Genomic DNA, 26,958 nt, shown 5'->3' with positions numbered 1-26,958 from the left:
CTTTACGTCGCGCGAAAAAATTGGAGCCGCTCAATCCCGGACGCATCCAGCGGATTGGGGCATCCCGTCGAGGACCACCACCTTGGTCTCCAGATAGGCGCGCAGGCCTTCGGAACCGCCTTCGCGGCCGATACCCGATTGCTTGAAACCTCCGAAAGCGATGCTGCCCTCGTTGCGCATCCCGTTCTGGCCGACAGTGCCCGAGCGGATGCGGCGCGCCACGGCATAGGCGCGCTCCAGGTCATGGGTGAAGACCGAGGCGTTCAGGCCATAGATCGTGTCGTTCGCGATGGCCACGGCCTGCTCATCGCTGTCGGCGGGAATCACAGCGAGTACCGGACCAAAGATCTCCTCACGCGCGATGGTGTGGTTGTTGTCGACATTGCAGAACACCGTCGGCTCGATGTAGAAGCCACGATCCAGGTGCGCCGGTCGACCGCCGCCCGTGGCCAGCTTCGCACCTTCGGCCTTGCCCTTCTGGATGTAGCCTTCCACGCGATCGCGGTGGCGGCGCATGGCCAGCGGCCCCATCTGGGTGGCGGGGTCGAAGGGGTCGCCCACCCTGACGTTGCGGAAGTTCTCGCTCAGCGCCTCGACCAGCGCGTCGTGGCGATTGCGGCTCACGATGATCCGGGTGAGCGAAGCACACACCTGGCCGGTGAGGAAGATCGCGCGCGAAGCGATGCTCTGTGCAGCGATCGCAACGTCGTAGTCGTCGAGCACGATCGCCGGCGACTTGCCGCCCAGTTCCAGCGTACAACGCGCGATGCGCTCACCGCAGATTGACGCAATTCGCCTACCGGCGACGGTCGATCCGGTGAATGCGACCTTGTCAACGCCCGGATGCCGCACCAGCAGTTCCGATACTTCACGTTCAGCCGTAAAAATGTTCACCACGCCGGGTGGAAAGCCTGCAGCCTCGCAGGCCTCGGCCAGGATGTAACCGGCGCCTGGCGCTTCGGGCGATACCTTGACGATGACCGTGCAACCCGCGATCAGCGCGGGGCCGACCTTGCTGGAGATCGCGCCCGGAGCCGCGTTCCACGGCACGATGGCTGCGACCACGCCGACGGGCTCGCGGACAAGCAACGCCACTTCGCCGCCCGACTTGGGCTTGTGGCGCTCCTGGAAAGGGAAGGTCTCTGCCAGCGAGGCATAGGACAGATAGTCGTTGCTGATGCCCGCGCAGCGCGCTTTGGTGAAGCCATGCAGCGCGCCGGCTTCAGTCGTCCATATGCGCGCATGCGGCTCGGCGAGCTTGTCCAGCTCCCCCGCCATGGCGCGAATGAATTTCGCGCGCTCGTCATGCGACATGCGTGGCCATGGGCCGTGGTCGAACGCGTTGCGCGCTGCGGCAACCGCGCAATTCACGTCGGCCTCTTCAGCCTCGGCGACGGTGAGAAAAAGTTCCTCGGTCGCAGAGTTGGTGACCCGGATCTTCCTGGTGCCGGACGGTTCCGTCCAATGGCCATCGATGAAGAACTTGTCCGGATGCCGGACGGGTGCGTCTGTGAACATGTTGTCTGTCTCCTTTTTGTCGGGCCTACTTGGCCCGTGCGGCCGGCTCATGTTCCGCCCCGGCCATCGGCGTGCTGCCGCGAAGAAGCCGGACGAGTCGTTCGACCGAGGGCTCGGATTCCACGTCCCTGACGAGCCTCTCGAGCGCCTTGACGTCCTCGGGTGCGAGCGACTTGGCAGCCAGCCGGCGGTACTTCACAGCCATTTGCTCGTCGCTCATCGGCTTCTGCCAACTGCCCAGAAAGTTGTCGACAACCTTGCGAATGACGCGGCCGTCCTTCAACTGCACTTCGACGTCGGCGCCGCGCGCGAATGGACGGCCCTTCTTCTCGCGCTCCTCGTCGCGCAAGCAGTCCACCCGCTTGGCGAACGCGATCAGGTCGGGCCGCCCCATGTTTTCTTCCACCATCTGGTCGACGAACACCTCGCCGTCGATCAGCTTCATCGCGATGCAAAAGCCCAGGTGCATCTGTGCCGCGGTGAGGCCAAGGGGCTCATAGGGCAGCCACCAGGAGTGGTTGACGGCGTCACGGGTCATCTTGACCGTGATGCGCTCGACGTCGTCGGCCTTCAGCCCTTCCTGCATCAACTCCTCGATCGCATCCATGGTCGACAGATTGGTGCCTACGCAGGCGTGGCGCTTGATCGAGATGCGCATGGTTTCCCAACGTGTCCCCAGGCCGTCGGTCAGTTCGGACAGGTCGAACTGGTCGGTGCTCTGGGTGAAGGTGGTACAGAAGCCGCCGTACACCTCTTCGAAGACGTTGGCGATGCCGGTGAATCCATCGGCCGCCAGAAGTGCTGAGTAAAGGCCGCTTTGCGCCGCTTTGGCGGACAGCATGCGCTTGACCATCGAGCCGAACTGCGTAGCCAGAATGCCGCCAGCCTGCGGCCCGGCGATGCCGAGGGCCTGGAAGATCTGTTCGCTGTCCAGCCCCAGCACGCGCCCCGCAGCAACAGCCGCCGGGAACGGGCCGAACAGCCCCGGCGTATGCCAGCCGTCGCCCAGCATCTTGTTGCCGTTCATGCACAGGCCGACTCGCGGGCCCACTTCGAAGCCGGCGATGATGGCCGTCAGCAGCGTCTCGCCGTCGACCTTGTCGACGCCGACCAGTTCGGCGGCCGCGAACACCGCAGGCAACACCGCAGCGCAGCTGTGGATGGAAGCGGGATTCGCATCGTCCAATTCGTAGGCCTGGATCATGGTGCCGTTGACCAAGGCGGCGCTGGCCGCGGAAGCGCTCTTGCCGCCGCCCCAGATGGAGGCCGAGCCACCCTGCGGTTCGAGACGCTCGATGACGCCGCCGAGAATCCGGGTCCACTTCAAATGGGCGCCGAAGAGGCCGCAGCCGAGTCCGTCGAGGATGATCGACTTCGCGCGAGCGACCACCTCCGGGGGGACATCCGACAGCTTGAGGTTTGTCGCGAACTCGGCGAGTTGGCGCGTGTGTGAGGGCATCGGGTTCACTCCTTTGGAAGCCAAATTCTGAGGCGCGGCGCGGGATCCGCCGGTGGTATTTCGTGCCCGCAGAGTCACTTGCCGTTACCGCCCCGTGAGCGCTGGTTACCGTGAGCTGCAGAAAATGTGTCTTGACCCTCGAAGGAGGTGCGTCGACCATTCCTGCATCCAGAGACAAGCCTTGATGCCGCCATGACCGAAACCTCCTTTCCCACCTCGCCCGAAGCCGCCGCCGCCGCGTTTCGCAAGTCGCCTGTCACCTTGCGCATGCTGATCGGCGGCGAACTCGTCGAGAGCTCCGGCGGCGGCTGGATCGACTGTTTGAATCCCGCCACGGAGGACTTGATCGGCAAGGCGCCGCGCGCCACCCAGGCCGACGTCGACCAGGCCGTGCGCGTGGCAGAGTCCGCCCAGGTGAAATGGGCGGAGCTGCCTGTGCAGGAGCGCTCGAACTACCTGATGAAACTGGCGGACGCATTTACCGCCCACGCGGACGAACTGCTGATGCTCGAAGTCGCGGACAGCGGCAATGCCATCACGGCCATGAAACCGGATCTGGCCAATTGCGTCGAGCGCCTGCGCTACTACGCGGGCCTGGGGTTCGAACTCCAGGGTCACACGATCCCCGGCGCTTCCGATCGCATGCACATGACGCTGCGCGAACCCTACGGCGTGGTCGGCCGAATCATTGCCTTCAATCACCCGATCGCGATGGCGGTCCACGGCATGGCCACGCCGCTGATGGCGGGCAACGCAGTGGTGCTGAAGCCCTCCGAACAGTGCCCGCTGTCGGCCCTGCGTCTTGGCGAGATCGCGCGCGACATCCTTCCTCCTGGCGTCCTGAATGTGGTATCCGGCGACGGTGCCGCCGGCAACGCGCTGGTGCGCCATCCGCGCGTCAAGCGTCTCTCGTTCATCGGTTCCGTGCGAACAGGCATGGCGATCCAGCGTTCTGCCGCCGAGGTGGGAGTGAAGTCCATCTCGTTGGAACTGGGAGGCAAGAATCCCTTCATCGTCTTTCCGGATGTCTCGGTCGAAAAGGTTTCGGCAGCCGCAGTGGCCGGGATGAACTTCGGCCTCCAGGGGCAGTCTTGCGGATCGACCAGCCGACTTTTCGTGCACGACGCGATCTACGACGAGGTCGTGAAGGCTGTCGCCGAGAAGGTGAAGGCCGTGCGCGTCGGCGATCCTTTCCTGTGGTCCACACAGATGGGTGCACTCAACACACGCGCGCACCTCGATCGGGTCATGCAGTACGTGGAGTCCGGCGCGTCGGAGGGCGCTCGCCTGGTTGCGGGCGGTGCGGCTCCCGCGGGCGCCGCCTTCGAGAAGGGGTACTGGCTGCAGCCCACCGTGTTCGCCGACGTGGCGCCCGAGATGCGCATCGCGCGCGAAGAAATCTTCGGGCCGGTGCTGTCGATCCTGCGCTGGTCGAATCTGGAGGAAGCGATCGCGATGGCCAACTCGGTGGAGTACGGCCTGACGGCTGCCATCTGGACCAACGACATCACGCAGGCACTGCGCACGGCGAAACGCGTGCAGTCCGGCTTCGTCTGGGTCAATGGCGTGAACTCGCACGTGCGCGCGGTTCCCTTCGGCGGCTACAAGAACAGCGGGATAGGGCGCGAACGCGGGATCGAGGAGCTGTACTCGTACACGGAAGAGAAGTCGGTGCAGATCTTCCTGTAACCCCATGCGTTGCGAGGAATTCGACTATGTGATCGTTGGCGGTGGATCCGCCGGCTGCGTGCTCGCGACCCGTCTGAGCGAAGACCCCGGGGTGAAGGTGCTGTTGCTCGAAGCCGGCGGCCGAGACTGGCACCCGATGCTCCGCATTCCGATGGGCGTAGGCAAGTTGCGGCAAGGCCGCATGTATGACTGGGGCTACCAGACCGTGCCGCAACCCGGCCTGAACGGCCGGTGCGTGGAACTGATGCGAGGCAAGGTGCTCGGTGGTTCTTCGTCCGTCAACTTCATGGCCCACAACCGTGGCAACCGCAGCGACTACGAGCGATGGGCTCGGCTCGGCGCGCCCGAGTGGTCGTATGACGCGCTGCTGCCCTACTTCAAGCGCAGCGAAACCTGGCTGGAAGGCCCGGTGCCGCATCGCGGCAGCGACGGGCCGGTGGGCGTCAGCTGGACTTGCCGCGACGACCCCATCGCGCAGGCCGTGCTGGACGCGGCGCGCGCAGCCGGCCACCCGATCTTCGACGACCTGAATGGCCCCGAGCCCAATGGCTTCGGCTATGCGCAATCGGCGATTCACGGGGGAAGACGTGCCAGCGCTTCGCGTGCCTATCTGCGACCCGCGTTGTCGCGCAGGAACCTGACGCTCCGCGTGAATTCGCTGGCAACCAGAATCCTGTTCGAGAACGCAACAGCCACGGGCCTTCAGTACAGCTGGCAGGACCGGCTGCATGAAGTCCGGGCGAATCGCGAAGTGATCGTCGCCAGTGGCGCCATCAATTCACCGCAGCTGCTGATGCTCTCCGGCATCGGCGACGCGGATGCGTTGGCGAGGCTGGGCATCCGCTGCGTGCAGCATCTCCCTGGCGTGGGCGCCAACCTGCAGGATCATCTGGTGGTTAGTCTCACGCACGTGCGCGCGGGAGCGGAAAGCGATTTTCACCGCACGCTGCGGCTGGATCGGCTGATGCCTGCCTTTCTCGGCGCCTACTTTGCAGGCAAGGGCCCCTTGACCGTTCTGCCTGCCGGCGTCAATTCGATCCTGCGCTCGCGCCCCGAGCTGGATGCACCGGACCTGCAAATCATGTTCGGCAGCGCTGCATTCGAGGCCAAGCCCTGGCTGCCCGGCTGGAACGAGTGGGAGGATGTGTTCGCCTTGCGGCCGATGGTGTCGCACCCGGAAAGCCGCGGCACGGTGTCGCTGATGTCGACCGACCCCCGAACAAAGCCGCGAATCGATCCGCGGTACCTTTCCAGCGCCGAGGACATGCGGACGCTGCGCGAGGGCCTGCGCATCGTGCGTGAAGTCGCGCGCCAGAAGCCGCTTGACGGCTTCCGTGGCCGCGAGCTGGCACCTGGTCAGGACTGCAGTTCGGACGGCGAACTCGATGCCTACATCCGCAGCACAGCGACGACCGTCCAGCACGCATCCTGCACCTGCAGGATGGGACGTGACGACCTCGCCGTGGTGAATCAGGAGCTGCAGGTGCATGGCATCGAGCGCTTGCGCGTCGTGGATGCATCCGTGATGCCGGAGATCCTGAGTTGCAACATCCATGCGGCCGTTCTTGCGATCGCGGAACGCGCTTCGGACCTCATTCGGGGCAAGCCCGCGGTGTCCGGGCGCCAGGAGCACCACCTCGCGCTCGCCGCCTGAACAGTGGCCATCCGCACGGGCGAACCGTGACTTGCCATCTGCATCCCGCCTGCCCACGTCAAATTGGAGACAAACGCAAAGTGCAATCCGAACCCTATGATTTCATCGTGGTGGGCTCCGGCTCAGGCGGCGGCGTGGTGGCCGCGCGTCTGAGCGAGAGCGGCAAGTACAACGTGCTATGCCTCGAAGCGGGTACCAAGGACGCCAGCTACATCTGGTCACGCCCGCCGCTCGGTGTCGTGTACCTCGTGGACAACCCGCTGGTGGATTGGCGTTATGAGTCCGAGCCCAATGAGACGCACGGCAATCGCAAGATTCCCGTGCCGCGCGGCAAGATGCTCGGCGGCAGCAGCTCCATCAACGCCATCGTCTACAACCGCGGCCAGAAGCTGGACTACGACACCTGGAGTGCGCTGGGCTGCAAGGGCTGGAGCTACCGCGAAGTGCTGCCGTATCTGATGAAGCTGGAGAGCACAGACCTCGGCTCGGATGAATACCGAGGCCGCAGCGGGCCCATCAAGATCAGCCAGAGCAAGAAGCTGTGCTCCTTTTTCGATCTGTTCATGCGCTCGGCCAACGCCGCCGGCATCCCCGACAACCCTGACTACAGCGGAGAGAAGCAGGAGGGTGTGGCGATGGCGCAGCTGACCGCGTGGCGCGGCGAGCGCCAGAGCACAGCCACGTCCTATCTGCGGCCTGCGCGCAACCGGCCCAATCTCACGATCCTCACGGGCGCAGAGGCCACATCGTTGATCCTTGAAGGCAAGCGTTGCGTGGGCGTGCGTTACCTGCGCAAAGGCGTGACCGAGGAGGTCCGGGCGGCGCGCGAGGTCATCGTCTGCGGCGGCACCGCCAACACGCCCAAGCTGCTGGAGCTTTCGGGCATCGGCAATCCTCAGGTCTTGCGCCAGCACGGGATTCCGGTCGTGCACGAACTCAAGGGCGTGGGCGAGAACCTGCGCGATCACTTCGCGGCGACCATGAAATGGACCTTCAACCGCCCCGGCATCTCGCTGGCCAGGAAGGGCCGCGGCTGGCGCCTGGGCTTGGAGATCCTGCGCTGGCTGTTCCTTCGCGAAGGCCTCATTGCGCAGGGGCACGGTGCGATGCGGGTGTTCGCGCGCTCGCGACCGGAGCTCGAGGAGCCGGACGTGATGATGATCGTCAGCCCCTACATCATCGAACTCAAGACGGGCCGTGGGCGGCGCATGTCGGCCACCGAAGGCTTCTTCATGTACACGCACGTGCAGCGCACGGAAAGCACGGGAAGCATCCACGTCCGATCGGCCGATCCCCTGGCGATGCCGGTGATCAACTTTCGCTTCCTGGAGACCGAGTACGACCGCAAGACCGCCGTGGCAGCGGTTCGGCGAGCGCGCGACATTGCCGCGGCCTCGCCCATGCGCGATGTCATCGCCGAGGAAACCATGCCCGGGCCGCAGGTGCAAAGCGATGCTGCAATCCTGGAGATGATCCGGAACACCGGAATACCGACGCAGCACATGGTGGGCACCTGCAAGATGGGCAGCGATGCGATGGCGGTGGTCGACGAACAACTGCGCGTGCACGGCATCACCGGCTTGCGCATTGCCGACGCCTCCGTCATGCCCACGATCGTCTCGGGCAACACCAGCGTTCCCTGCATGATGATCGGCGAGAAGTGTGCCGACATGGTGCTCGCCGACACGAAGCCGAAAGACGCGGCAGCGCTGCACCACGCGAAGCGCGAAATGCGACCGGAACTGGCCCATCACTGAAACGAAACAGCGAGATAAAGATGTTCATCGACTGGAAAAACCTTTTCGCCGGCGCATTCATGGCGCTGGCACTGGCCGGCAGCGCAGGGGCGGCGGGCGAATTCCCCAACGCCCCCATCAGAGTCATCGTGCCCTATGGCGCCGGGGGTACCGGCGACATGGTGGCCCGCATCGTGGGCGAAAACGCCGGCGCCGAACTCGGCAAGGCGATCATCATCGAGAACCGGTCGGGCGCCAACGGCATCATCGGGGCCCAGGTTGCATCGAAGGCCAAGCCGGACGGCTACACGTTGATGTTCATGGCGACCGGCCATGTGATCCTGCCCAACGTGCAGAGCGTGCCTTATGACTGGCACAAGGATTTCACGCCGGTGTTCGGGATCACCGCCACCCCATTGGTCATCGCGGTGAACGCCAAGTCCGGCATCAAGTCCTTTGCGGATCTGGTGGCAGTCGGGAAAAAAGCACCCAATGGCTTGAACTACGCCTCGGGCGGCGCGGGTTCGGTGAGTCATCTGGCAGCCGCTCGCCTGGTGCGGGATCTCAAGATCAACGGCACGCATGTGCCCTTCCGGGGCTTCAGTCCCGCGGTGCAGGCCCTTCTGGGCGATCAAGTCAACTTCATCTGCGCGACGGTGGCGGATGTCATCGAGCTGTCGAAGTCCGGCAACGTCCGTCTGCTCGGCGTGACTGCTGAAAAGCGACAGCCGCTCCTGCCGGATGTGCCCACCATGAAGGAGCAGGGATTCGCGGACTTCTATGCCTCGTCCTGGAATGCCTATGTGGCACCGACCGGCACCCCTCCGGAAGCGATCGAGCGCTTGAATGCTGCCTTCGCGAAAGCGACCGCGGACGCAGGCGTGCAAGAGAGACTCGGCAGCCTCGGCGTGAGCGTGATGCCGAAGAACCGCAGCGAGCTGGTGAAATTCATGAATGACGAGGAAGCCCGCTGGCACAAGGTGATCAAGGACAACGCCATCAAGTTGGAGCACTAGGGCGCGAGGGCACCTGGCAGCGAACTCAGCCGCTGCGAGCCCTTCGGGTCTGGATCATCATCTGGCTGTCGAGGGGTTGGCGCCGATATTCGAGGATCTCGAACAGGAAATCGGTGAATGCCTTCACCTTGGCCGAGCCCAGGCGCGACCGCGGAATCACGACGTACAGCGTTTTTCTCTCTGTCGCGCACCATTCGGGATACACCTGGATCAGCGAGCCGCTCTCGATGTGATGCTGGGTCAGCATGTCCAGAACGCAGGCCACGCCCATGCCTGCCTTGGCGACGACCAGTTCATCTGCGCCGCTGTTGAAATGCAGTGGGCCGTTCGGCCGAAGTTCGATCGTTTCGCCGCCGTGGCTCAAGCGCCAGGGCCTGACCGAATGCCGTTCCTCCGAAAGGTTGCCGATGCACAAGCGTGGGTCGAGGTCGGCGGGATGCGCAGGCAGCGTGGCCGCCACTTCGGGCGAGCAGCAAAGCATGTATTGCAGGTCGCAGACCGGACGAGCGACGACATCGGCATTCTCCACGTGGCCCACACGCACGGCCACATCGATGGCCTCTTCGATCAGGTTCTGCGGCTGGTTGCTCAGCCAGACGGCCGTGGTGATGTCGGGATATCGCCGGGCGAACAGCGGCAGTTGGGGCGACAGCAGCGACTGTCCCAGGCCGATGGTTGTCTCGATGTGCAGATGGCCGCTCAGTTCGCTTCGGGTCAGGCGGGATTCCTCTTCGGCCCGGGCAATGGTCTCCAGCGCTTCGCGGGCGCGTGCCAAATAGCGCTGCCCCTGCTCGGTCAATCGGAAACGCCGCGTCGTGCGATCGATCAGCGTGACGCGCAGATGCTTCTCGAGATTTCGAACGCACGTGGTTGCCGTCGGGTTCGCAACGTCCAGTGTCTCGGCGGCCCGCGAAAAGCTGCCTGTTTCGGCGACGCGTACGAACACCTTCATCGCCCAAAGGACGTCCATCTCTTTGTCTCCTGTTCAAGGATTCCTAGAACTGAGTTTCGAATCCATGTCTTCTCAGAAGATAGCCGATTGAACAGAATTCTGCCCATGCATTGCAGCCTCATCATTCTCGGATCCGGGCCCGCCGGCTACACGGCCGCCATCTATGCCGCGCGTGCCAATCTTCATCCGGTATTGATCACCGGCATGGCCCAGGGCGGCCAACTGATGACCACGACCGATGTGGACAACTGGCCCGCCGATGCCACAGGCCTTCAGGGGCCTGAACTGATGCAGCGATTCCTGGAGCATGCCGAGCGCGTCGGAACCCGATTCGTTTTCGATCAGATCGTCGAAGTCGATCTGTCGAAGCGCCCTTTCACGCTGAAGGGGGACGGTGCCACCTATACCTGCGACGCGCTGGTCATCTCCACCGGTGCATCCGCTCGCTCGCTGGGCCTGGCCTCGGAGGAGGCGTACAAGGGCCGCGGTGTCAGCGGCTGCGCAACCTGCGATGGCTTCTTCTACCGCGGCCAGGACGTGTGCGTGACCGGAGGCGGAAATACCGCCGTGGAGGAGGCTCTCTATCTCTCCAACATTGCTGAAACCGTGCATCTCGTTCACCGGCGCGACAAATTCCGCGCCGAACCCATGCTGGTCGACAGGCTGATGGCCAAGGTCGAGGCGGGCAAGGTGCGCCTGCATCTGCTGCACACGCTGGACGAGGTGTTGGGGGACGGCCAGAGCGTCACCGGCGTGCGCCTTCGCAGCACGGCCGGAGACCGCACGCGCGACATCGAGGTGCAGGGCTGCTTCATTGCCATCGGCCACACGCCGAGCACGGACATCTTCAGGGGCCAGGTGGAAATGAACGATGGCTACATCCGAACGGGCCAGGCCGTGAACGGCTTCGCGATGATGACGAGCGTGCCCGGCGTTTTCGCGGCCGGTGACGTACAGGACCATCTCTATCGGCAGGCCATCACCAGCGCCGGGTCCGGCTGCATGGCGGCGCTGGATGCCCAGCGCTTCCTGGAGCAGCACGGCGCGCTCTGACGAATGCGCCCATTCCTTTCCCCCAAACGCAGGAAGAACCATGGTGATATCCAGGAGACAAGTCTGCATGGCGCTCGCGTCAGCTGCACTGGCCACTGCCGCCAGCACGACGCACGCAGAATCGACAAGCTATCCGACGAGACCGATCACGGTGATCGTTCCATTCGCCGCCGGCGGAACGGCCGACCTGATTGCACGGATACTGGGCGAAGCGGCCGGCCGTCAATTGGGTCAGACGCTCATCATCGACAATCGCTCGGGCGGAGACGGCACCATTGGCGCCCAGCTCGCGGCCAGGGCCAAGCCCGACGGCTACACGCTGCTGCAGGTGTCCACCGGCCACGTGATTCTCCCGAGTCTGCGTTCGGATGTGGGATATGACTGGCAGCGCAGCTTTGCACCGGTTTTCGGTGCGACCACAGTGCCCCAGGCCATTGCCGTCAACGGCACATCGCAGATTCACTCCACGGCGGATCTGGCCGCCGCCGCGAAGTCGACGCCAAAGGGCATCGACTATGCGTCAGGCGGGGCCGGCTCGATCAGCCACCTGACAGCCGCCTATCTGGTGCATGCGCTCAAGGTGCCGGCCATGCATGTCGCCTATCGGGGACTGAGCAACGCAGTACAGGCCGTGCGGTCCGACCAGGTCCTGTTTACCGTCGTCAACATTCCCGACGTGGCGGAGTTGGTGAAAGCAGGATCGCTGCGCCTGATCGCCGTCACGTCACCAGAACGCCTGCCGCAATTTCCGGATGTGCCGACCCTGGCCGAGCAGGGCTTCAAGGGATGGACGAGTTCATCCTGGAGCGCATACCTCGTTCCGGCGAAGACGCCGCCCGAGATCGTCGACCCGATCTACCGCGCCTATTCGGCTGCGGCCAGCGACCCGGACGTGAAAGAGCGCCTGCGCAAGATCGGCGTGTCCATTCAGCCGATGAACGGAACCGAGCTTGGCGCTTTCATGCGCAAGGAGTCGACCCGTTGGCGCAGCGTGATCCAAGAGAACCAGATCAAGTTGGAAGAATAGGAATACATCGTGGATCAACAAGACAAGCGAGTGGCGTTCGTCACCGGCGCCAGCGGCATGCGGGGCATCGGGCGGGCGATCGCCTTGCGTTTCGCGCGGCAGGGGCTTGCTGTCGCCCTGGTCGACATTCATCGCGACCCTTCGCAGATTCCTCCGGCCGAGTCGGCGGCCGGCTGGCGCGGCATCGAAAGCGTGCGGGAAGAGATCGTTGCGCTCGGAGGCCGCGCGCTCTGCATCCATGCGGACATTTCGGATACCGCCGATGTGGACCGTGCGTGCGCAGACACGCTGGAGCAGTTGGGCGCCATCGACGTATTGGTGAACAACGCGCGCGCCGGGATCGGCCGGGACCGCGTTCCGGTGGTCGAGCTCGAGCTGGCGGAGTGGGATCGCGTCATGAACGTCAACGTGCGCGGCACCCTCCTTGTCACACGTGCCGTCGCCAGGCACATGGTGCAGCGCGGAGGACCGGGGCACATCATCAACATGTCTTCGCTTTCCGGCAAACGCGGCATGGCGTGTCATGGTGCCTACTCGGCATCGAAATTCGCCATCAACGGGCTCACCCAGGTGCTGGCCCACGAGTTGGGTCCCTACGGCATCAACGTCAACTCGATCTGCCCCGGCTGGATCGACACCGGTCGCTTCAGCCTTGCAGAGACGCTCGCCGCCGAAAAGGCCGGTACTACCGCCGAGGACCAGAATCGCGCAGCGCTCGAGCAACGGGCGAAGCTCAATGCCCTCGGACGCGTCGCGAATTCGGATGATGTGGCAGGAATGGCTGCGTTTCTCATCTCGCAGGATGCGAAACACATCACGGGGCAGGCCATCAACCTCGACGGCGGCGAATGCTTTCACTGACGCGAACGCGTTGAGCCGAAACCGAGTCCTTGTCATGCAGGAAACCCCTCATTCCATTCACATCGACAGTTACGAAGAGGCCATCGAACTGTTCTACGAGCGCGGCATGACCGACGGCATGCCGATTGTTCTTCCGACGCGTCTCAAGGTGGAAGCGCTCATCGCAGCCAGCGGCCGCGACCGGGACGAAAGCCTTGGCGAGATGCCGCCGATGAACGACAAGGTGACCATCGAGAAGCTGGCGGTCAATTCCGTCATGGGTGGCTGCAAGCCGGAGCATTTCCCCATCGTGATTGCGGCTATCGAGGCGATGATGCAGCCCGAGCACAACCTCGGCGGCGTGATCCAGACCACGCACATGTGCTCCTCGCTCACCATCGTCCATGGACCGATTGCGCGCAGGCTGAATTTCAATTCGCGTGAAGGTGTCTTCGGCAACGGTTACCGCGCCAATGCGGCCGTGGGCCGTGCGGTTCGGCTGGCCATGTGGAATCTCGGCGGCGCGATTCCGGGCTCGACGAACATGAGCACGCTGTCCAATCCGGCCGACTACGCGTTCTGCATTGCAGAGGAAGCCGAAGACAACCCGTGGGAACCCATGCACGCAGAGCGCGGTTGTGCACCAGACAGCGATGCGGTGACCGTGTTCGCCTGCGAAGGCCCGCACAGCGCGGACTGCCACGGCACGCCCGGCGAAATGCTTCACGTGCTCGCCGATACCATGGCGGCGCTCGGCAACAACAACGTCCACGCCGGAGGTCAGGCGCTGGTGGTCATCAATCCGCGCCAGGCGGAAGAGTTTGCCAAGGCAGGTTGGACGAAGAACGACGTGCGCGAGCACCTGTGGGAAAACGCCCGCCGCAGCGTCGCCGAGATTTCCGCATGCGGAGAGTTCCGCAGGGGGGTGCGCAGGATGCTGGTAGAGCAAGGGCGCAATCCTCCACGCTTCGGCGTGGACGATCCGACCGCACGCATCCCGTTGACGAACAGTCCGAAGGATCTTCATATCGTCGTGGCCGGGGGTCGCACCTATTTCGCGGCGGTGTGTCCCGGCTGGGGAGCGCACGGCGGTTACGCCGTCACGACGCGCATTCGGCCCATGGTCCGCTGACCCCAACTTCGCAGGAAATCAATCATGGAAGTCATGCTGCCAATCTGGCCAAAACAGACCGTGTTGCAGGAGGCCACGGCCGACATCGCCTCCGTGCGCGGTGTGGATCTGGCCTTCGTGGACGACTATCTGGATGCGGAGCTTGCGGACGAGGTCGAAAAGCAGTTGACCGAGGTCCATGGCGCACGCGTCAAGCGCTTCATCAAGAAATCCGGCAACACGCCTTCGCCCAAGCCGGTGATCGAGGAGGCCGCGCAGTGCGGCGCGGCGGTCGTGGGTGTGGCGATGTGCGGTTCGTGTACCGCCGCGACGGTGTATGACGCAGTGGCACTCGAAAGGAAGGGCGTGCGAACGGTCACCATCGTCTGGGACACGTTCGAGAAAGCTGCGAGGTCCGCCGCCAGGATCCAAGGCAGTCCGGACATCCGCTTCGCGGTCATTCCGTCGCGCAAGGGCAGCGACACGGCCGAGGAGCAGCGAGGCAAGGCGAGGGTCGCGACCGAGGAAATCGTCAGACTGCTGATGGCGGAATGAAAAGGCTGCGCAGATCGATCAGGCGCCCTTTGCCTGACGCGGCTTGTTCGCGAGAGTCCGGACGATTTCAATCATGTGGTCGAGGGCCGCAGATCGCATGCCCTTCACCCAGCCGAGGACGAACGAGGTCGAGTAGCTCACATGCTCCAGCGGAATCACACTCACGCTCGAGGGATAGAGAAAGTCGCGCCCTGTAGGCATCAGCGCGATGCCCATGCCGACCGTGATCAGGTTCAGCTGCGAGGTGACCGTGCTCACTTCCTGCACGATCTGTGGTTCGAAGCCGGCTTTCTGACACAGGTCGTGCGGCAGGCCGAACGCAGGACTGCGGCTGGAACCCGGTACCACGATGAACGGCTCGCCGGCGAGTTCTTCCATCGCCACCAACTTGCGGTTCGCCAATCGATGGTCGCTGGGGACGGCCACGCCCAAGCCGCAGGTCTGGATGCGGAACCAATCCAGCAGGATTTCGTCCTGTGCCAGCGCATCGGCACTTCGATGCTTCCGCAGTACAGCGGCGCGTGGACTCAGATGCATGAAGCCCGCATGGATCTTGCCGGAGGCGAGCACCTTGAACTGCTCGGAACTCGGCGCCTCGACCAGGGTCAGCGTGACGTCGGGACAGGTCTGGCGAAACTGCTTGACCGCTGCCCGGAACATCGGATGCAAGAGCGTGAGCGAGCCGTAGCCGATGCTCAGTGAGCCGCGCTTGCCCTGCCCCACCCGCTTGGCCACCGAGAACGCGTCGTTCAGTTCGGTCATTGCCATCTTCAGCATCGGCAGCAGGGCGTGCCCGGCATCTGTGAGCTTCACGCCATGCGCGAGCCGTTCGAACAACGGTGTCTCCAGCTCGCTTTCGAGGTCCGCGATGAGCTTGGAGACGGCAGGCCGCGTGACGTGAAGCCGCTCGGCCGCCCGGCCGAAATGTTCCTCTTCGGCGGCGGCCATGAAATAACGCAGGTGTCTAAGTTCCATTGCGATCAGCGGACGGGTGAATCCCCGCGCCAGAGCATATCGGAGCCGTCGAGACCACGGCGCGGGATTTCATTCGCGCACGGCCGACCCGCTGCCGCAAGACTTGCTCATCGCCCGCCGTTCGGCCCGGTCGTCACCAGCGCATCCACTGCTGCCAGGCCTTCACCGCTTTTCTTCACGATGACGGGGTTGATCTCGAACTCCCAGACTTCGGGGCTGGCCAGGAACATGTCGCCAAATCGCGCCGCCGCGCGCGCAAGCGCCTCCACATCCGCGGCGGGCTTGCCGCGGAAACCCTGCAGCAGGGTCCAGAGCTTGAGCTTTTGCAGCGCAGCAATCACCTGCTCTTCCGAGACAGGCAAGGCCAGGTATGCGACGTCTCGATACAACTCGATGGCGATGCCGCCCAGGCCGATCGAAATCACGGGACCGAAATCGGCATTGCGCAGGCATGAAAGCACGACCTCTACGCCGTCGCCGACCATCTCCTGCACCAGGATGCCGGCCTGGGCGTTGCCGATCCGCGCCCGGAACTGCGCAGCGAGCGCATCGACGTCTTCGGGCGATGGGACGCGAAGCTTGACGAGGCCCATCTCCGTCTTGTGCTCTGCCTCGGAAGGCAACGCCTTGACGACCAGGGGATAGGGCAGAAGCTTGCAAGCGTCGCTCGCGCGGTCCTCAGCGCCAAGCACCACCCACCTGGCTGGCGTGACGCCACTGTCTTCGCAGAACTGCATCATGTCCGCCCACGCGATCGGAGCCGCCCGCGGGGGCAGGTCTCGTGGCTTTGGCACCAGCGGCAGGCGCATGGCATTGCGTCGCCGATAGAGCAGCGACAAGGCGCTCATCGCAGCCGACGGATCGCGGACCAGGAGCACGCCCGCGTCGCGGAAGTCCTTGCAGATCTCAGGTTCGACGGCCTCGCCGATGACGCTCAGGAATACCGGCACCTTGCGCGCCATCGCCTTGAACGCCTCTGCGTTGGCCAGCAAATGGCGGCGCACGGTGGAGGCGAACTGGACGATCACGGCCTCCGTCCTGGCATCGGCCACCACGGCCTCGCAGGCATCCTTCAGCATGTCCGGTGCGGTGTTGATCGCGCCCGTCAAATCGATGGGATTGGTCTTGCGAGCATAGGATGGCAGAATGGCATCGAGCCGGGCCACCGTGGCCGCATTGAATTCGCTCATGGTCATGCCGCGCTCGCTGCTGTGGTCGGCCAGCAAGGCTCCAGCCCCCCCCGAAGCGCTCAGGACCGACACGCCCCCCTTTGCGTCCTGGCTGTCGCGAGGGTCGCGCAGGAAAGTCAGCGCCTCGACGGCGTCCATGAGCTCCCCGATGCTGGCGACTTCGATGACGCCGGCCTGTTCGAAGACGGCGGTGTAGATGGCGTGGGACGAAGCAATCTTGCCGGTGTGGGAGGCGGTCGCGTCCTGGCCGACGGCGGACCGACCGGTCTTCAGCGCGACGATCTGCACGCCACGCTCGCGGGCGCGCTGCGCGATTTCGAGGATTCGACTCGCATCGTTCATGCCTTCGAGGTAGAGCAGGACGACACGCACATCGTCCTGCTCGATGATGGCACTGGCGGCATCGAGCACATCCACACAGGTCTCATTGCCGACGCTGACGATGTACGACAGACCCATGCCGCCGACATTGAGCGAGTTGGCGATGGCGCCCGCCAACGCACCGCTCTGGCTCAGCACGGCCACTGGCGCATGATTGATCTTCTCGATATTGAGGGCCGCGCCACTGAAGGTCATGATCGCCTTTTGGCGAACCGACCAGAAGCCGTTGCAGTTGGGGCCAACGACGGTCACGCCGTGCTTCCTGGCCGCCTCGGCAAGTTGCCGCGCGTTTTCCTGGCCGCCTTCCACCTCCTCGAACCCGGAGCTGAACACGATCGCATTGAGGATGCCCTTCTGCCCGCACTCGGCGATCACGCCGGCAACCGTGTGTGCAGGCGTGATCACCAGCGCGACGTCAGGCACCTCGGGCAGATCGGCAACCGTCTTGTAAGCCTTCAGTCCCTCGATCTCCGCATTGCTGGGGGTCACCGGGTAGACCGTGCCTTCGAAGCCATGCTTAAGCAAGTTCTTCACCAAGGCGTTGCGGGGGTTGCCGGGTTGGGGCGATGCGCCGATGACGGCGATACTCCGGGGCTGTAGAAATCGAGCGAAGGTATTCTGTTTGGTCATATCGATGTTGTCTTTCTGGAGGGCGCGTCTTTGGCCGTTTTCGCCATTTCATTGCTCACCCACCACCCTTTGCGCCGCGGTTAGCCACAACGGCAGCCCAGTACTGCAAATCACGTGCCATTCGGATTTCGCTACGGTCGAGCCGAAAACCCGTATTCAAGCAGCGTGGCTGTTCTTTCCGAAAACACGGCGTGTTTGCGAAAGACACCTGCCGGCATCAGCCAGGACACGGCATAGCTTCATCGAGTTGGCGCAGGCGATGCACAAAGGCATCGGCGCGGCCTGCCGCCCAGCCGAATTTTGGATGTCTTCGGTGAAAGCATGCCACGATGCAAAGCGTTCAGTACCCGGGCCGCGGATCCGCTAGTTCAGCGGCCCTTGGCAGCCGTGAATGCGCCGTCCACCGGGATTACCGCGCCGCTGACGAAGCTTGCTGCATCGGAAGCCAGGAACAGGATGACCTCGGCAATTTCCTCGGGCATTCCGACGCGGCCCAGCGGGGTGGAGGTACGCAGGCGCTCGGCGTTCTCAGGATCTTCGAAATACTTGTCGGTCATTGGCGTCTTGACCATGCCTGGCGCGACCGCATTGACGCGGATGCCGAGCGGCGCTAGGTCGAAAGCCAGTTCGCGCGTGAGCCCCACCACTGCATGTTTCGACGCGACGTACACCGGCCTGTTGGGCACTCCGATCAGGCCGGCGGTGGATGCAACGTTGACGATGGTCGCCGGCCGTTGCGCCGCGCACGCCTTGCGGGCGAAGGCCTGGCACAGGCTGAATACACCCTCGACGTTCACCATCATCACGCGGCGCCAGCGTTCGATCGGCAGGTCGAGCGGCGCGTGACCATCGGTGATGCCGGCGCTGTTCACCAGTACGTCCGCCGTGCCGAACCGCCCTTCCGCCGTATCAATACAGGTCTGGACCTGTGCCGCGTCGGTCACGTCGATGACCTGCACGATGACGCGCTCGCCCCCGAGTTCTGAAGCCAGTGCGCCGGCCGCGTCCGCGTCCGCGTCCACGAGCACCACGGATGCCCCCTCGGCGTGGAACATGCGCACGGCCGCGGCACCGATGCCTTTTGCGCCGCCGGTGACGATCACCACTCGCTTGTCGAATCTCTTCATTTCCGGATTTCTTTCGCTGCCCGCCGGTCTCAGCGCGCGTTCTTCAAGATGTCCAATGTTCCCGCTGGGTCCGTCATCATCATCACGTGGCCGGTGTCGACAACGTGAACCCGCGCGCGCTTGTCCTGCTCGAACATGTCATAGAACGGCTTGAAAGTCTGCGAAATCTTCGCGTAGGCGCCGGCCAACACGTAGGTGTGCGGGATGTCTGGTCGTTCAGGCATGGCCTTCGACGCCTGCAGGAAGGTGAGCACCGGATGCGGTGCAAGGCGCGGCACGCAGTAGTCGGTGACGGCCTGGTCGTCCACGGCCAGCGACTTCAGCGCCAGGGGCGGAATGTCCTTGTTGCCGGCGACCAGCTGGATCATTTGTTCTGGCGGGTTGCGCGCGGTGTAGCTCGTGGCGGAGCGGCCCCGCTCCGGCGCGAAGGCATCGAGATACACCATCGAGGCGATCCGCTGCTGAACTCGGGCGAGCACGTCCGTCACGACCATCCCGCCGTAGCTCCACCCGACCAAGACCACGTTTCTCAGATCCTCCGTCTCGATGAGGTTCACCACGTCGTCAACGTGCGTGTCAAGATTGATTCCGGGACGCGCCAGGTGCTTGCGTTCTCCCAATCCGGTCAAGGTGGGGGAGTAGACGGTGTGTCCGAGGGCACGGAGGCTGTCGGCCACCTGCTTCCAGCACCAGCCGCCGAACCACGCGCCGTGGACAAGGACGTAGGTGCGGCCGGCGCGCTGCTGCGCGTTTGCGCTCGTGCCGAAAGCAGTGGCGGCTGCGAATGCGGCCGCTGCGCCTGCCTGCAGCAATCTGCGGCGGCCGGTTGGAGTATTTGCCATGAGTAGTATCCAAGTCCTATAGAAGGAAGCTTGGTCTGACAGCAAGCTGTATGCCAGTTTGCTATACGTTCAGCGACGCCTCATCGCATGCTTGGCGTGTCTTTGGCGAAGACAGGTGTCCTTGATGGCTTCGTTTGCGCTCGAGAGGCAAACTCTTCGCACCGGTGTGCGACTCATCGGCCGGTCGCTGCAAGGTTCGCGTGCGAGGCTGCGACATGGCGTCTCTCGCCCCGCCTGGCAGCGCGCTGGTGCGCTTGTTGCCCGGCCTCGTACGCGTGTGGTCGCGCGTCACCCGATCCGCAACAGCCGCGGCGAATTGGTCGGCGCCATCGGCCAGATCATGTTCAAGGGACCGGAGCAACTGCAAGCGCTGTCCAACGAGGTCTCCAAGCTGAAGTCCGCGGTGGCCTACTACCGTCGCGAGCTCAACGGCCTGCGCAATCGCAGCTACGGTCTGGATCAGATGGTCGGCGACAGCTTGGCCATGCAGCGGCTCAAGGAGCAGATCGTGAAGGTGGCGCCCCTGGATGTGCCCGTGCTCCTCACGGGTGAAACCGGAACTGGCAAGGAGCTGGCTGCTCATGCCATCCACAAGCTCAGTCCCAGACGCGAAGGCACGATGGTGATGGTGAACGCGGCAGCCCTGCCGGCCACGCTGGTCGAAAGCGAACTCTTCGGCTATGAGGCGGGCTCCTTCACTGGCGCCGAGCGCAAAGGGCGCAAGGGCAAGATCGAGCAGGCCAATGATGGAAGCCTGTTCTTCGACGAGGCGGGCGATATGCCGGCGGACGTGCAGGTCAAGCTGCTTCGCGTGCTGCAGGACGGCACGTTCCAACGTGTCGGTGGCAACGAGCAGCGGCACTCCAACTTCCGTCTGATCAGCGCCAGCAACCGCAACTTCGGCGATGATTGCCGAGGGAACTTTCCGACTCGATCTGTTCTATCGCATCGGCGGCGTCAGCATCCGCCTGCCGTCGCTGCGAGAGCGGCTTGAGGACATTCCCCTGCTGGTGGACCTGGCGCTGAAGCAATTCGCCGACCGCCACGGTCAGCGCGCGAAGAAGGTCTCCGATGCCGCCATCGTGTACCTGCAGTCTCAGCGATGGCCCGGCAATGTGCGCCAGCTGATGCATACGGTGGAGCGTGCCGCGATCTTCGGTGATTCGGACGTGATCGAGCCCAGCGACTTCGGCATCATCGATTTGGAGCCGGGCGAGCCCCTGTCGCCGACCACGGCCGCGCCTGTGGACGGCGTACCCGCTTCCCCCGTTGCAGCCGCGCCGCGTGAACACATGCGCTTGAGCAGCGCCGTCGAGCAGGTGGAGGAACAGCTGATCCGCCAGGCGATGGTGAAGTTCAACGGCAACAAGAAACGCGTCGCCGCCGAACTGGGCATTTCGCGCTCTTATCTGTACAAGCGCCTCGCCCAGTTTGGCTTGGGCGTCGAGTCCGAGACCTGATCCCCGCCGCTGCGGGCTAACGCCTGAAGGCATCGGGGTCGGCCTCCCCAAGTTCGGGAACAGTATCGCCGGCAGCGTGCCGAAGGGCCGGCGCGATCGGAAGCGGCAGCGACGGGATTTCGACTCCGTCGCCGCTCGCGATGTGTGCCTGAAACAACCCGCGCTCTCGAAAGTGCGGCGTCGCCACAGCCTCCTGCAGAGACTTCACCACCGACACACACGCATCGATACCGGCAAAGCGCTGCAGCCATTCGTCCGCCGTGCGCGTGGCGATGATGGCAGCAACGGCTTCGCGCGTCCCCTTCGGGTCGCCCGCGTCGTCCAGCAGTTGCGGTGCCTCCAGCACGCGCAGGAAGTTCTCCCAGAACTTCTGCTCCAGCGGCGCCGCCGCGAGGTAGCGGCCGTCGCTGGTGCGATAGACTTGGTAGCGCGGTGTGCCGCCCGTGACGAGATCTCCGCCAGGGACGGGCCACTCACCCGCTGCGAAGCCATTGCCCAGCCCCCAGTACACCAGCGGAAACAGGTTGTCGGCCATCGCGACATCGATGAAGCAGCCCTGCCCGCCGGCCTCGCGCGCGCGCAGTGCGAGCAGGATGTTCATCATGGCGGGATACGCCCCGCCGACGAGATCGGCCGCGAGCACGTTGGGAAGCCCCGGCGCACCATCCGAGCCGGCGGTCAGGGCCATGAGGCCGGTTTCCGCCTGGTAGTTGAGGTCGTGCGCGGCCATGTCGGCCAAAGGTCCGTGCTGGCCCCAGCCGGTGATGGCGCAGTACACCAAGCGCGGATTGATGGCACGCATCGCCTCATAGCCAAGCCCGAGGCGGTCCATGACACCGGGGCGGAACTGCTCGATCAGGACGTCGGCCTGCCGCACGAGCGCAATGGCTTGCTGCACTGCGGCCGGCTCCTTCAGGTCCAGCGCCACCGAGCGCTTGCCTTGGTTCAGCAACGCGAAGTTCACGCTGTCTTTGCCGAATTTCGGCAAATAGGAGCGCATCTCGTCGCCGCGGCCGAGCCGCTCGATCTTGATCACTTCCGCGCCTGCGTGCGCCAGGAACAGGCTGCACATGGGTCCGGGCAACAGGGTACTGAAGTCCACGACACGAATGCCGGCCAGAGGCGCGCGTTGCGCCGGAGTGCTTTGCGATTTCATTGCGATGGTGCTGCAAGCCATGTGCCACCGTCCTTTCCCCCGGTTTGCCCTTCGAGATGCGCCTTCGTGTGCACGACGAGGACACAGCGTGTCATGTCCGTACACACGAAGCGGTCCTTCCTTGCAACACAAGGCGCTGCGGACGGCGGCACGGCCTTTGCGCGGCGGTTGGATCCAATTCATCTTGAGAGGAACACAACATGCTCGCCGTCCAGGTCCGAAAGCCCGGTCCGATCGAAACCCACGTCATCGAGGAAGTGCCCGACCTGGAGGCGGGCCCCGGCCAGATCCTCGTCGACGTCGAGCTATATCTGGCACGAGTGTCGCGCCGCGGCGGAGAGAGCGCGCGCCTTGCAGGTTTAGTCAAGGGTCAGCACATACTTTCCGGACACCTGACCCGACTCGAGCTTTGCTAGAGCTTCGCCGGCGCGGGCCAGGGGCAGGACGCCAGCGATCTTCGGCTTCAGTGCGCCTTGTTCATAGAGGCGGAAAATTTCCTGCTGCGCCGCCAGCACCTTCTCGGGCTGCCGCTCGCGGTAGTCGCTCCACTGCAGGCCACTCACGGTGATGTTCTTGACGAGGAGGTAGTTCACTTTCACCTCCGGTATACGGCCCGCGGCAAAGCCAATGACCACGGCTCGGCCACACCAAGCCATGGCCCGCAGCGCGGCATCGAACACGTCCCCACCCAGGGTGTCGAGCAGGATGTCCGCACCGCGCCCACCCGTGGCGTTGCGCACCTGTTCGCGCAGCGAGTTCCGCAGATCGGGCGCCGCGAGATCGATCACAGCATCGGCACCCAGCCGCAACGCCGCCTCGGCGTGCTCTGCGCCGCTGATCCCGGCGAGGGCAATGCCGCCCAGGGCTCTCACGAGTTGAATGGCCGCAGAGCCCACACCGCCGGCGGCCCCGGTCACCAGCACGGCCTCGCCCTTTCCAAACCCGCCGCGCTCGTTCAGGGCAAAATATGCCGTCTGGTACACCAGCCCCATCGCAGCAGCATCCTCGAAACTCATTGCGTCCGGGATTCGAAAGCACGAGGCGGCTTTGACGCTGACGAGATCGGCGAAAGCTCCGTACTCGAGCTGAGCCACTACGCGGTCGCCGGGACGGAAGTTGACAACCTTGGGGCCGACAGCAACCACCATACCGGCGGCGTCCTTGCCCGGAGCAAATGGTCGGGGAGGGAGATTCTGATATTTGCCCCGAACAACGAGTACGTCGGGATAGTTCACAGCCGCAGCGCTGACTCGGATCAGCACCTCGCCATCTCGGACACCTGGATCCGGCAGGTTGCCGATGGTGACAGCTGCAGGTGAGACAAATTCCTGGATGACGATGGCTTTCATGGACGTGCGATCTCAGATGGCGGGACGATTAATTCGGGGATCCAGTCGTGGCATTTGGGCAACCACAATCGTTGACGGGATGGCGATGCCAAATGCGGATGGCGCACCAAGACCGTCGAGAGTTTGTCCTGTCGCAGGCGCGACGGCAATTTGGGATTGACGAAGCTTTGCTTTTGCCGGATCGAAGGCCGTCCTATTAATAAATAAGGCAAAACCGCGTCAAGCCTTGGCATTGGACAGTTATCACGTTGGGGCATGGGCGGGTCATGCGAGGTCAACAGCTATGGCATTGGCGAGTTCCAACGGAACGATCTTCAATGGCAGATTGCGAGCTCAGAGGACGAACACGCCCTTCCCGGCGCTTTGGGCGTCCAGTAGCTTGTAGGCCTGTGCGGCCTGCTCTAGCTGCCACCGATCCGTGAAAACGGCATCCACCTCGACTTTGCGCGCGACAGCAAAGCGTGCGCATTCATTCATGATGGCTGATGAGAAGGTCCAGGAGCCGAGCATGTTGATCTGCCGCGCGATCACATCAGACGCAATATTGATGGCAACCGGCTGCCCCATTCCGACGAACGCCACCGTGCCCCAGTAGCGAAGGCATTTGATCGCATCGACGACCCCGCTTGCGGAAGCTGAGGTCTCCAGGGCGTAGTCCGCTCCGAGCCCTTGGGTCAGGTCGCGAATCGCCTCACGCACATCCACGAATGCCGGGTTGAGTACAACATCCGCGCCGAACGCCTTTGCGCGCTCAAGGCGATCCTCGTTGATGTCCAACGCAATGACCCGACATCCCGGCGGCAGCAAACTGCGTTCCGGAGAGACCCACGGGCCCCTGACCGAAGATGACGACTGTGTGAGAACCGTTCGGCTTCATCCGACGCAGAGCAGAGTAGGAGGTGCCGGACCCGCAGGAGATGGCCGCGCCTGCCTCGAAAGACAACTCGTCCGGCAAGGCAACCAGCGTGGCTGCAGGCACCTTCATGAACTTTGCATGTCCGCCGTGAGCCGACAAACCGTACGTGACTGGCTTATGTGTTTCGCAAATCTGTGCCCATCCCGTACGGCACTGGTCACACACGCCGCACCCGTGATAATGGTGAACCATCATCCTCTGTCCAATCCTGGCCTGGTGCTCGGTGACGCCCGGGCCAATCTCCACCACGACCCCGCAAGGTTCATGACCGACGATGAGGGGTCCGAGATCGCGCATCCTCTCCAGAGGGCGGCCCTTGAAGATGCGACGGAATTCCTCGGGGTCCTTTGGCCCTCGGTACGCATGCAGATCGCTCCCGCACATTCCCGACGCCTTCATTTCGATGACCACCTCACCAACCCCCGGGGTGGGGTCGGGAAATTCGAGGATGGCAACTTCTCGCTCCCCGGGAAACGTTACTCCACGCATAAAAGAGTCCTTTTAAAGGTTCTTCCGCACTTTGTGTGACGTCCAAGTCGGAGGGCTTGATTGCGTCTCCGGTCGACCTCAACTCTGGCAACATGACCAGTGGTATCGGTGTTATCGATCGCGTTCTCGCTCGGGTGGGCAAGCGCGTCGTCGGCTGCATCAATCGGCGAGGGTATCTGGTGGTGCAGACGCGCAGCACCGTGCGCGCCGCACCATGTCCGACCTGCCGATGCTGGAGCGGTCGTCTGCACGGAAGCTACTGTCGCCAGCTGGCGGAGCGCCCCGTCCTTGACGAGCAGGTCGTGCTCTCTGTCGAAACGCGGCGCTTCAAGTGCCTGAACGATGACTGTCCCCGCCGAACATTCGCCGAGGATATCCACGCATTGGCAGGCCGGCATCAACGTCGCACCCGATCACATGCTCGGGCCTTGCATGCACTCGGTCATGCCTTGGGTGGCGAGGCGGCCACGCGGCTCGCCGCCGAGTTGGGCCTGAGCGCCAGTGCTGACACCGTGTTGCGAGAGTTGCGCCGATCGGCTGTGACCGGACGCAAGCACCTCCCTCGAATCGTGGGCATCGACGACTGGGCGATTGCCAAGGGTCACCACTACGGGACCATCGTCGTCGATCTGGAACGTCGCGAGCCGATCGAGGTATTTGCCGGCCGGGAAGCGACCGCGGTGGCGGCCTGGATGCGCGCAAATCCCTCTATTCGGGTCGTCGCCCGGGATCGGGCTGGGGCCTACTCCGAGGCCGCAGACATTGCGCTCCCGGCAGCCACGCAAGTCTCTGACCGCTGGCATCTGCTGAGCAATCTGCGCGACAACGTCGAAAGAATGCTGCATCGACTGGGGCCGCAATTGCGCCACGCCGCGCAGCAGGTCACCGTTGGCAGTGTGACACTGGGGCGCCAGGGATTGCCACAAGGCGCTGCACTTCGCGGATGGCAGCGCCTGAGCGATGACCGACGTGCCACGTGTCTGGCGTTGTACGAAAAAGTCATGATGCTGCGCACCCAGGGTGGCAGCATGAAAGGCATCGCGCGCGAACTGTCGATCGACTATCGAACCGTGCGCAAGTTCGTCACCAGCAGCGCCTTTCCGGAGCGCGCACCGAGGGCGCGGGGGCCAACGCCGTTGGATGCCCACAGGCGCTATATCGAGGAGCGGATTGCCCAAGGCTGTCACTGTCCGAGTCTGATGTGGCAGGAAGTCCGGCAGCGGGGCTATACCGGCTGTCGCGCCACTGTGCTCGGCTGCGTCGCGCGCCTGCTGTCTCCCCAATGCAAGCCCGCGTCGGCTATCGCTCCTGTTCGCACCCTGCCGTGTCCGTCTGCCCGGCGCGCATTCGGCTGGCTGGTGGGATGGAGGAAGCTGGCATTCAATGAGCCCCGGCATGTCGATCACGAGCGGTTCGTCCAGGCGCTGGTCAAGATCGAACCGGTAGTCGCCGAGGTCCGCAGCCTTGCGCGTGAGTTCCTTGGACTCATGCACCGGCGGCGTCCTCGGGAGTTCGATCGTTGGCTTGAGCGTTTGTCGAAGTGCAGCGCGCCTGAGATGCAAAACTTCGCGCGCAGCTTGCGCCACGACTTGGCAGCCGTGCGGGCGGCCTTCACGCTGCCGTGGAGCAATGGCCAGACGGAGGGCCATGTCAATCGCTTGAAGTTCCTCAAGCGCCAGATGTACGGGCGGGCAAGCGTCGAGTTGCTACGGCTGCGAGTTCTGGGCCCGAGCTGACGCACGAACGCGCGCCTCAAAGTCGCCGTGGACCGCAGCCCCTCGATAAGGCGGCGACTTAGCACGTACCGCCTGCGCTCACGGATTCGCGGATTGG

At 63.9% G+C, this 26,958-nt stretch carries 23 protein-coding genes; 12 read left to right on the top strand and 11 right to left on the bottom strand.

All coding sequences use genetic code 11. The features are described 5' to 3' along the window. Positions 1-30: 30 nt before the first annotated feature. The gene (locus E5P2_RS32610; protein ID WP_162571628.1) at positions 31-1,518 is read right to left on the bottom strand and encodes an aldehyde dehydrogenase; all 1,488 of its coding nucleotides are present in this window, start codon (positions 1,516-1,518) and stop codon (positions 31-33) included. Between the two features lie 25 nt (positions 1,519-1,543). Beyond that, positions 1,544-2,977, bottom strand: a complete 1,434-nt coding sequence (locus tag E5P2_RS32605; RefSeq protein WP_162571227.1) for an MmgE/PrpD family protein — start codon at positions 2,975-2,977, stop codon at positions 1,544-1,546. 192 nt (positions 2,978-3,169) lie between these two features. On the opposite strand from E5P2_RS32605, the gene E5P2_RS32600 reads away from it, so the two are divergent. The 4 genes from E5P2_RS32600 (at position 3,170) to E5P2_RS32585 (ending at position 9,072) form a co-directional block, all read left to right on the top strand. Further along, positions 3,170-4,666, top strand: a complete 1,497-nt coding sequence (locus tag E5P2_RS32600; RefSeq protein ID WP_162571226.1) for an aldehyde dehydrogenase family protein — start codon at positions 3,170-3,172, stop codon at positions 4,664-4,666. A 4-nt stretch (positions 4,667-4,670) separates the two neighbouring features. Then, positions 4,671-6,320 carry a GMC family oxidoreductase gene (locus tag E5P2_RS32595; RefSeq protein ID WP_162571225.1) on the top strand — a complete coding sequence of 550 codons (1,650 nt, stop codon included), beginning with the start codon at positions 4,671-4,673 and terminating at the stop codon, positions 6,318-6,320. An 80-nt stretch (positions 6,321-6,400) separates the two neighbouring features. Continuing rightward, entirely contained in the window at positions 6,401-8,077 is a 1,677-nt protein-coding gene (locus E5P2_RS32590) for a GMC family oxidoreductase (protein ID WP_162571224.1), read from the top strand. A 20-nt stretch (positions 8,078-8,097) separates the two neighbouring features. Beyond that, the gene (locus E5P2_RS32585) at positions 8,098-9,072 is read left to right on the top strand and encodes a Bug family tripartite tricarboxylate transporter substrate binding protein (RefSeq protein ID WP_162571223.1); all 975 of its coding nucleotides are present in this window, start codon (positions 8,098-8,100) and stop codon (positions 9,070-9,072) included. A gap of 25 nt (positions 9,073-9,097) precedes the next feature. On the opposite strand, the gene E5P2_RS32580 is transcribed toward E5P2_RS32585, so the two are convergent. After that, complete coding sequence (locus E5P2_RS32580; RefSeq protein ID WP_162571222.1) at positions 9,098-10,042, bottom strand: LysR family transcriptional regulator; 945 nt, start codon at positions 10,040-10,042, stop codon at positions 9,098-9,100. A gap of 87 nt (positions 10,043-10,129) precedes the next feature. Here E5P2_RS32580 and trxB point away from each other — a divergent pair, with 87 nt between their 5' ends. From trxB to E5P2_RS32555, 5 genes are all read left to right on the top strand, one after another. Further along, complete coding sequence (gene trxB / locus E5P2_RS32575) at positions 10,130-11,077, top strand: thioredoxin-disulfide reductase (protein ID WP_162571627.1); 948 nt, start codon at positions 10,130-10,132, stop codon at positions 11,075-11,077. A gap of 67 nt (positions 11,078-11,144) precedes the next feature. Beyond that, positions 11,145-12,104, top strand: coding sequence for a Bug family tripartite tricarboxylate transporter substrate binding protein (locus E5P2_RS32570; RefSeq protein WP_162571221.1), 960 nt, complete (start codon positions 11,145-11,147; stop codon positions 12,102-12,104). Between the two features lie 9 nt (positions 12,105-12,113). Beyond that, entirely contained in the window at positions 12,114-12,965 is an 852-nt protein-coding gene (locus E5P2_RS32565; protein WP_162571220.1) for an SDR family NAD(P)-dependent oxidoreductase, read from the top strand. 34 nt (positions 12,966-12,999) lie between these two features. Continuing rightward, positions 13,000-14,076 (top strand): hypothetical protein, encoded by a 1,077-nt coding sequence (locus E5P2_RS32560; protein ID WP_162571219.1) that lies wholly within the window; start codon positions 13,000-13,002, stop codon positions 14,074-14,076. A 24-nt stretch (positions 14,077-14,100) separates the two neighbouring features. Next, positions 14,101-14,610, top strand: a complete 510-nt coding sequence (locus E5P2_RS32555; protein WP_162571218.1) for a UGSC family (seleno)protein — start codon at positions 14,101-14,103, stop codon at positions 14,608-14,610. 18 nt (positions 14,611-14,628) lie between these two features. Here E5P2_RS32555 and E5P2_RS32550 read toward each other — a convergent pair whose 3' ends face one another. The 4 genes from E5P2_RS32550 to E5P2_RS32535 form a co-directional block, all read right to left on the bottom strand. After that, entirely contained in the window at positions 14,629-15,585 is a 957-nt protein-coding gene (locus E5P2_RS32550) for a LysR substrate-binding domain-containing protein (RefSeq protein WP_162571217.1), read from the bottom strand. A gap of 107 nt (positions 15,586-15,692) precedes the next feature. After that, positions 15,693-17,786, bottom strand: a complete 2,094-nt coding sequence (locus E5P2_RS32545; protein WP_162571216.1) for an acetate--CoA ligase family protein — start codon at positions 17,784-17,786, stop codon at positions 15,693-15,695. Positions 17,787-18,154: 368 nt separating this feature from the next. Then, positions 18,155-18,913: an SDR family NAD(P)-dependent oxidoreductase gene (locus tag E5P2_RS32540; RefSeq protein ID WP_162571215.1), complete on the bottom strand. Its 759-nt coding sequence runs from the start codon at positions 18,911-18,913 to the stop codon at positions 18,155-18,157. Between the two features lie 29 nt (positions 18,914-18,942). Then, positions 18,943-19,755 carry an alpha/beta fold hydrolase gene (locus tag E5P2_RS32535; RefSeq protein ID WP_162571214.1) on the bottom strand — a complete coding sequence of 271 codons (813 nt, stop codon included), beginning with the start codon at positions 19,753-19,755 and terminating at the stop codon, positions 18,943-18,945. Positions 19,756-19,879: 124 nt separating this feature from the next. Between E5P2_RS32535 and E5P2_RS32530 the strand changes: the two genes are divergently transcribed. Together E5P2_RS32530 and E5P2_RS37985 are read left to right on the top strand one after the other, a co-directional pair. Continuing rightward, a complete protein-coding gene (locus tag E5P2_RS32530) occupies positions 19,880-20,749 on the top strand; it encodes a sigma 54-interacting transcriptional regulator (protein ID WP_232080955.1) in 870 nt (289 codons plus the stop codon). Beyond that, positions 20,661-21,215, top strand: a complete 555-nt coding sequence (locus E5P2_RS37985; protein WP_232080954.1) for a helix-turn-helix domain-containing protein — start codon at positions 20,661-20,663, stop codon at positions 21,213-21,215. Before E5P2_RS32530 ends, E5P2_RS37985 begins: the two co-directional genes overlap by 89 nt. Positions 21,216-21,231: 16 nt before the next feature. On the opposite strand, the gene E5P2_RS32525 is transcribed toward E5P2_RS37985, so the two are convergent. From E5P2_RS32525 to E5P2_RS38315, 4 genes are all read right to left on the bottom strand, one after another. Beyond that, positions 21,232-22,392 (bottom strand): CaiB/BaiF CoA transferase family protein, encoded by a 1,161-nt coding sequence (locus tag E5P2_RS32525; RefSeq protein ID WP_232080953.1) that lies wholly within the window; start codon positions 22,390-22,392, stop codon positions 21,232-21,234. Between the two features lie 338 nt (positions 22,393-22,730). After that, complete coding sequence (locus E5P2_RS32520; RefSeq protein ID WP_162571213.1) at positions 22,731-23,720, bottom strand: NADPH:quinone oxidoreductase family protein; 990 nt, start codon at positions 23,718-23,720, stop codon at positions 22,731-22,733. A gap of 333 nt (positions 23,721-24,053) precedes the next feature. Beyond that, complete coding sequence (locus E5P2_RS38320) at positions 24,054-24,497, bottom strand: zinc-binding dehydrogenase (RefSeq protein WP_332107572.1); 444 nt, start codon at positions 24,495-24,497, stop codon at positions 24,054-24,056. Continuing rightward, positions 24,472-25,020 carry an alcohol dehydrogenase catalytic domain-containing protein gene (locus E5P2_RS38315; protein WP_332107579.1) on the bottom strand — a complete coding sequence of 183 codons (549 nt, stop codon included), beginning with the start codon at positions 25,018-25,020 and terminating at the stop codon, positions 24,472-24,474. The genes E5P2_RS38320 and E5P2_RS38315 overlap by 26 nt, the downstream gene beginning before the upstream one ends. 197 nt (positions 25,021-25,217) lie before the next feature. On the opposite strand from E5P2_RS38315, the gene E5P2_RS32510 reads away from it, so the two are divergent. Then, complete coding sequence (locus E5P2_RS32510) at positions 25,218-26,861, top strand: ISL3 family transposase (RefSeq protein ID WP_162571625.1); 1,644 nt, start codon at positions 25,218-25,220, stop codon at positions 26,859-26,861. The last annotated feature ends 97 nt before the right edge of the window (positions 26,862-26,958 follow it).

This window comes from Variovorax sp. SRS16 (assembly GCF_901827165.1).
In the GTDB taxonomy this organism is placed as follows: Bacteria; Pseudomonadota; Gammaproteobacteria; order Burkholderiales; family Burkholderiaceae_C; genus Variovorax.
This window is presented reverse-complemented; position numbering and strand designations above follow the sequence as displayed.

Bases quoted from the DNA above. Each gene is read 5' to 3' on its own strand.
- E5P2_RS32610 (WP_162571628.1), bottom strand. From the start codon at position 1,518: ATGTTCACAGACGCACCCGTCCGGCATCCGGACAAGTTCTTCATCGAT.
- E5P2_RS32605 (WP_162571227.1), bottom strand. From the start codon at position 2,977: ATGCCCTCACACACGCGCCAACTCGCCGAGTTCGCGACAAACCTCAAG.
- E5P2_RS32600 (WP_162571226.1), top strand. From the start codon at position 3,170: ATGACCGAAACCTCCTTTCCCACCTCGCCCGAAGCCGCCGCCGCCGCG.
- E5P2_RS32595 (WP_162571225.1), top strand. From the start codon at position 4,671: ATGCGTTGCGAGGAATTCGACTATGTGATCGTTGGCGGTGGATCCGCC.
- E5P2_RS32585 (WP_162571223.1), top strand. From the start codon at position 8,098: ATGTTCATCGACTGGAAAAACCTTTTCGCCGGCGCATTCATGGCGCTG.
- E5P2_RS32580 (WP_162571222.1), bottom strand. From the start codon at position 10,042: ATGGACGTCCTTTGGGCGATGAAGGTGTTCGTACGCGTCGCCGAAACA.
- trxB (WP_162571627.1), top strand. From the start codon at position 10,130: ATGCATTGCAGCCTCATCATTCTCGGATCCGGGCCCGCCGGCTACACG.
- E5P2_RS32570 (WP_162571221.1), top strand. From the start codon at position 11,145: ATGGCGCTCGCGTCAGCTGCACTGGCCACTGCCGCCAGCACGACGCAC.
- E5P2_RS32560 (WP_162571219.1), top strand. From the start codon at position 13,000: ATGCAGGAAACCCCTCATTCCATTCACATCGACAGTTACGAAGAGGCC.
- E5P2_RS32555 (WP_162571218.1), top strand. From the start codon at position 14,101: ATGGAAGTCATGCTGCCAATCTGGCCAAAACAGACCGTGTTGCAGGAG.
- E5P2_RS32550 (WP_162571217.1), bottom strand. From the start codon at position 15,585: ATGGAACTTAGACACCTGCGTTATTTCATGGCCGCCGCCGAAGAGGAA.
- E5P2_RS32545 (WP_162571216.1), bottom strand. From the start codon at position 17,786: ATGACCAAACAGAATACCTTCGCTCGATTTCTACAGCCCCGGAGTATC.
- E5P2_RS32540 (WP_162571215.1), bottom strand. From the start codon at position 18,913: ATGAAGAGATTCGACAAGCGAGTGGTGATCGTCACCGGCGGCGCAAAA.
- E5P2_RS32535 (WP_162571214.1), bottom strand. From the start codon at position 19,755: ATGGCAAATACTCCAACCGGCCGCCGCAGATTGCTGCAGGCAGGCGCA.
- E5P2_RS32530 (WP_232080955.1), top strand. From the start codon at position 19,880: ATGGCTTCGTTTGCGCTCGAGAGGCAAACTCTTCGCACCGGTGTGCGA.
- E5P2_RS37985 (WP_232080954.1), top strand. From the start codon at position 20,661: ATGATTGCCGAGGGAACTTTCCGACTCGATCTGTTCTATCGCATCGGC.
- E5P2_RS32525 (WP_232080953.1), bottom strand. From the start codon at position 22,392: ATGGCTTGCAGCACCATCGCAATGAAATCGCAAAGCACTCCGGCGCAA.
- E5P2_RS32520 (WP_162571213.1), bottom strand. From the start codon at position 23,720: ATGAAAGCCATCGTCATCCAGGAATTTGTCTCACCTGCAGCTGTCACC.
- E5P2_RS38315 (WP_332107579.1), bottom strand. From the start codon at position 25,020: ATGTGCGGGAGCGATCTGCATGCGTACCGAGGGCCAAAGGACCCCGAG.
- E5P2_RS32510 (WP_162571625.1), top strand. From the start codon at position 25,218: ATGACCAGTGGTATCGGTGTTATCGATCGCGTTCTCGCTCGGGTGGGC.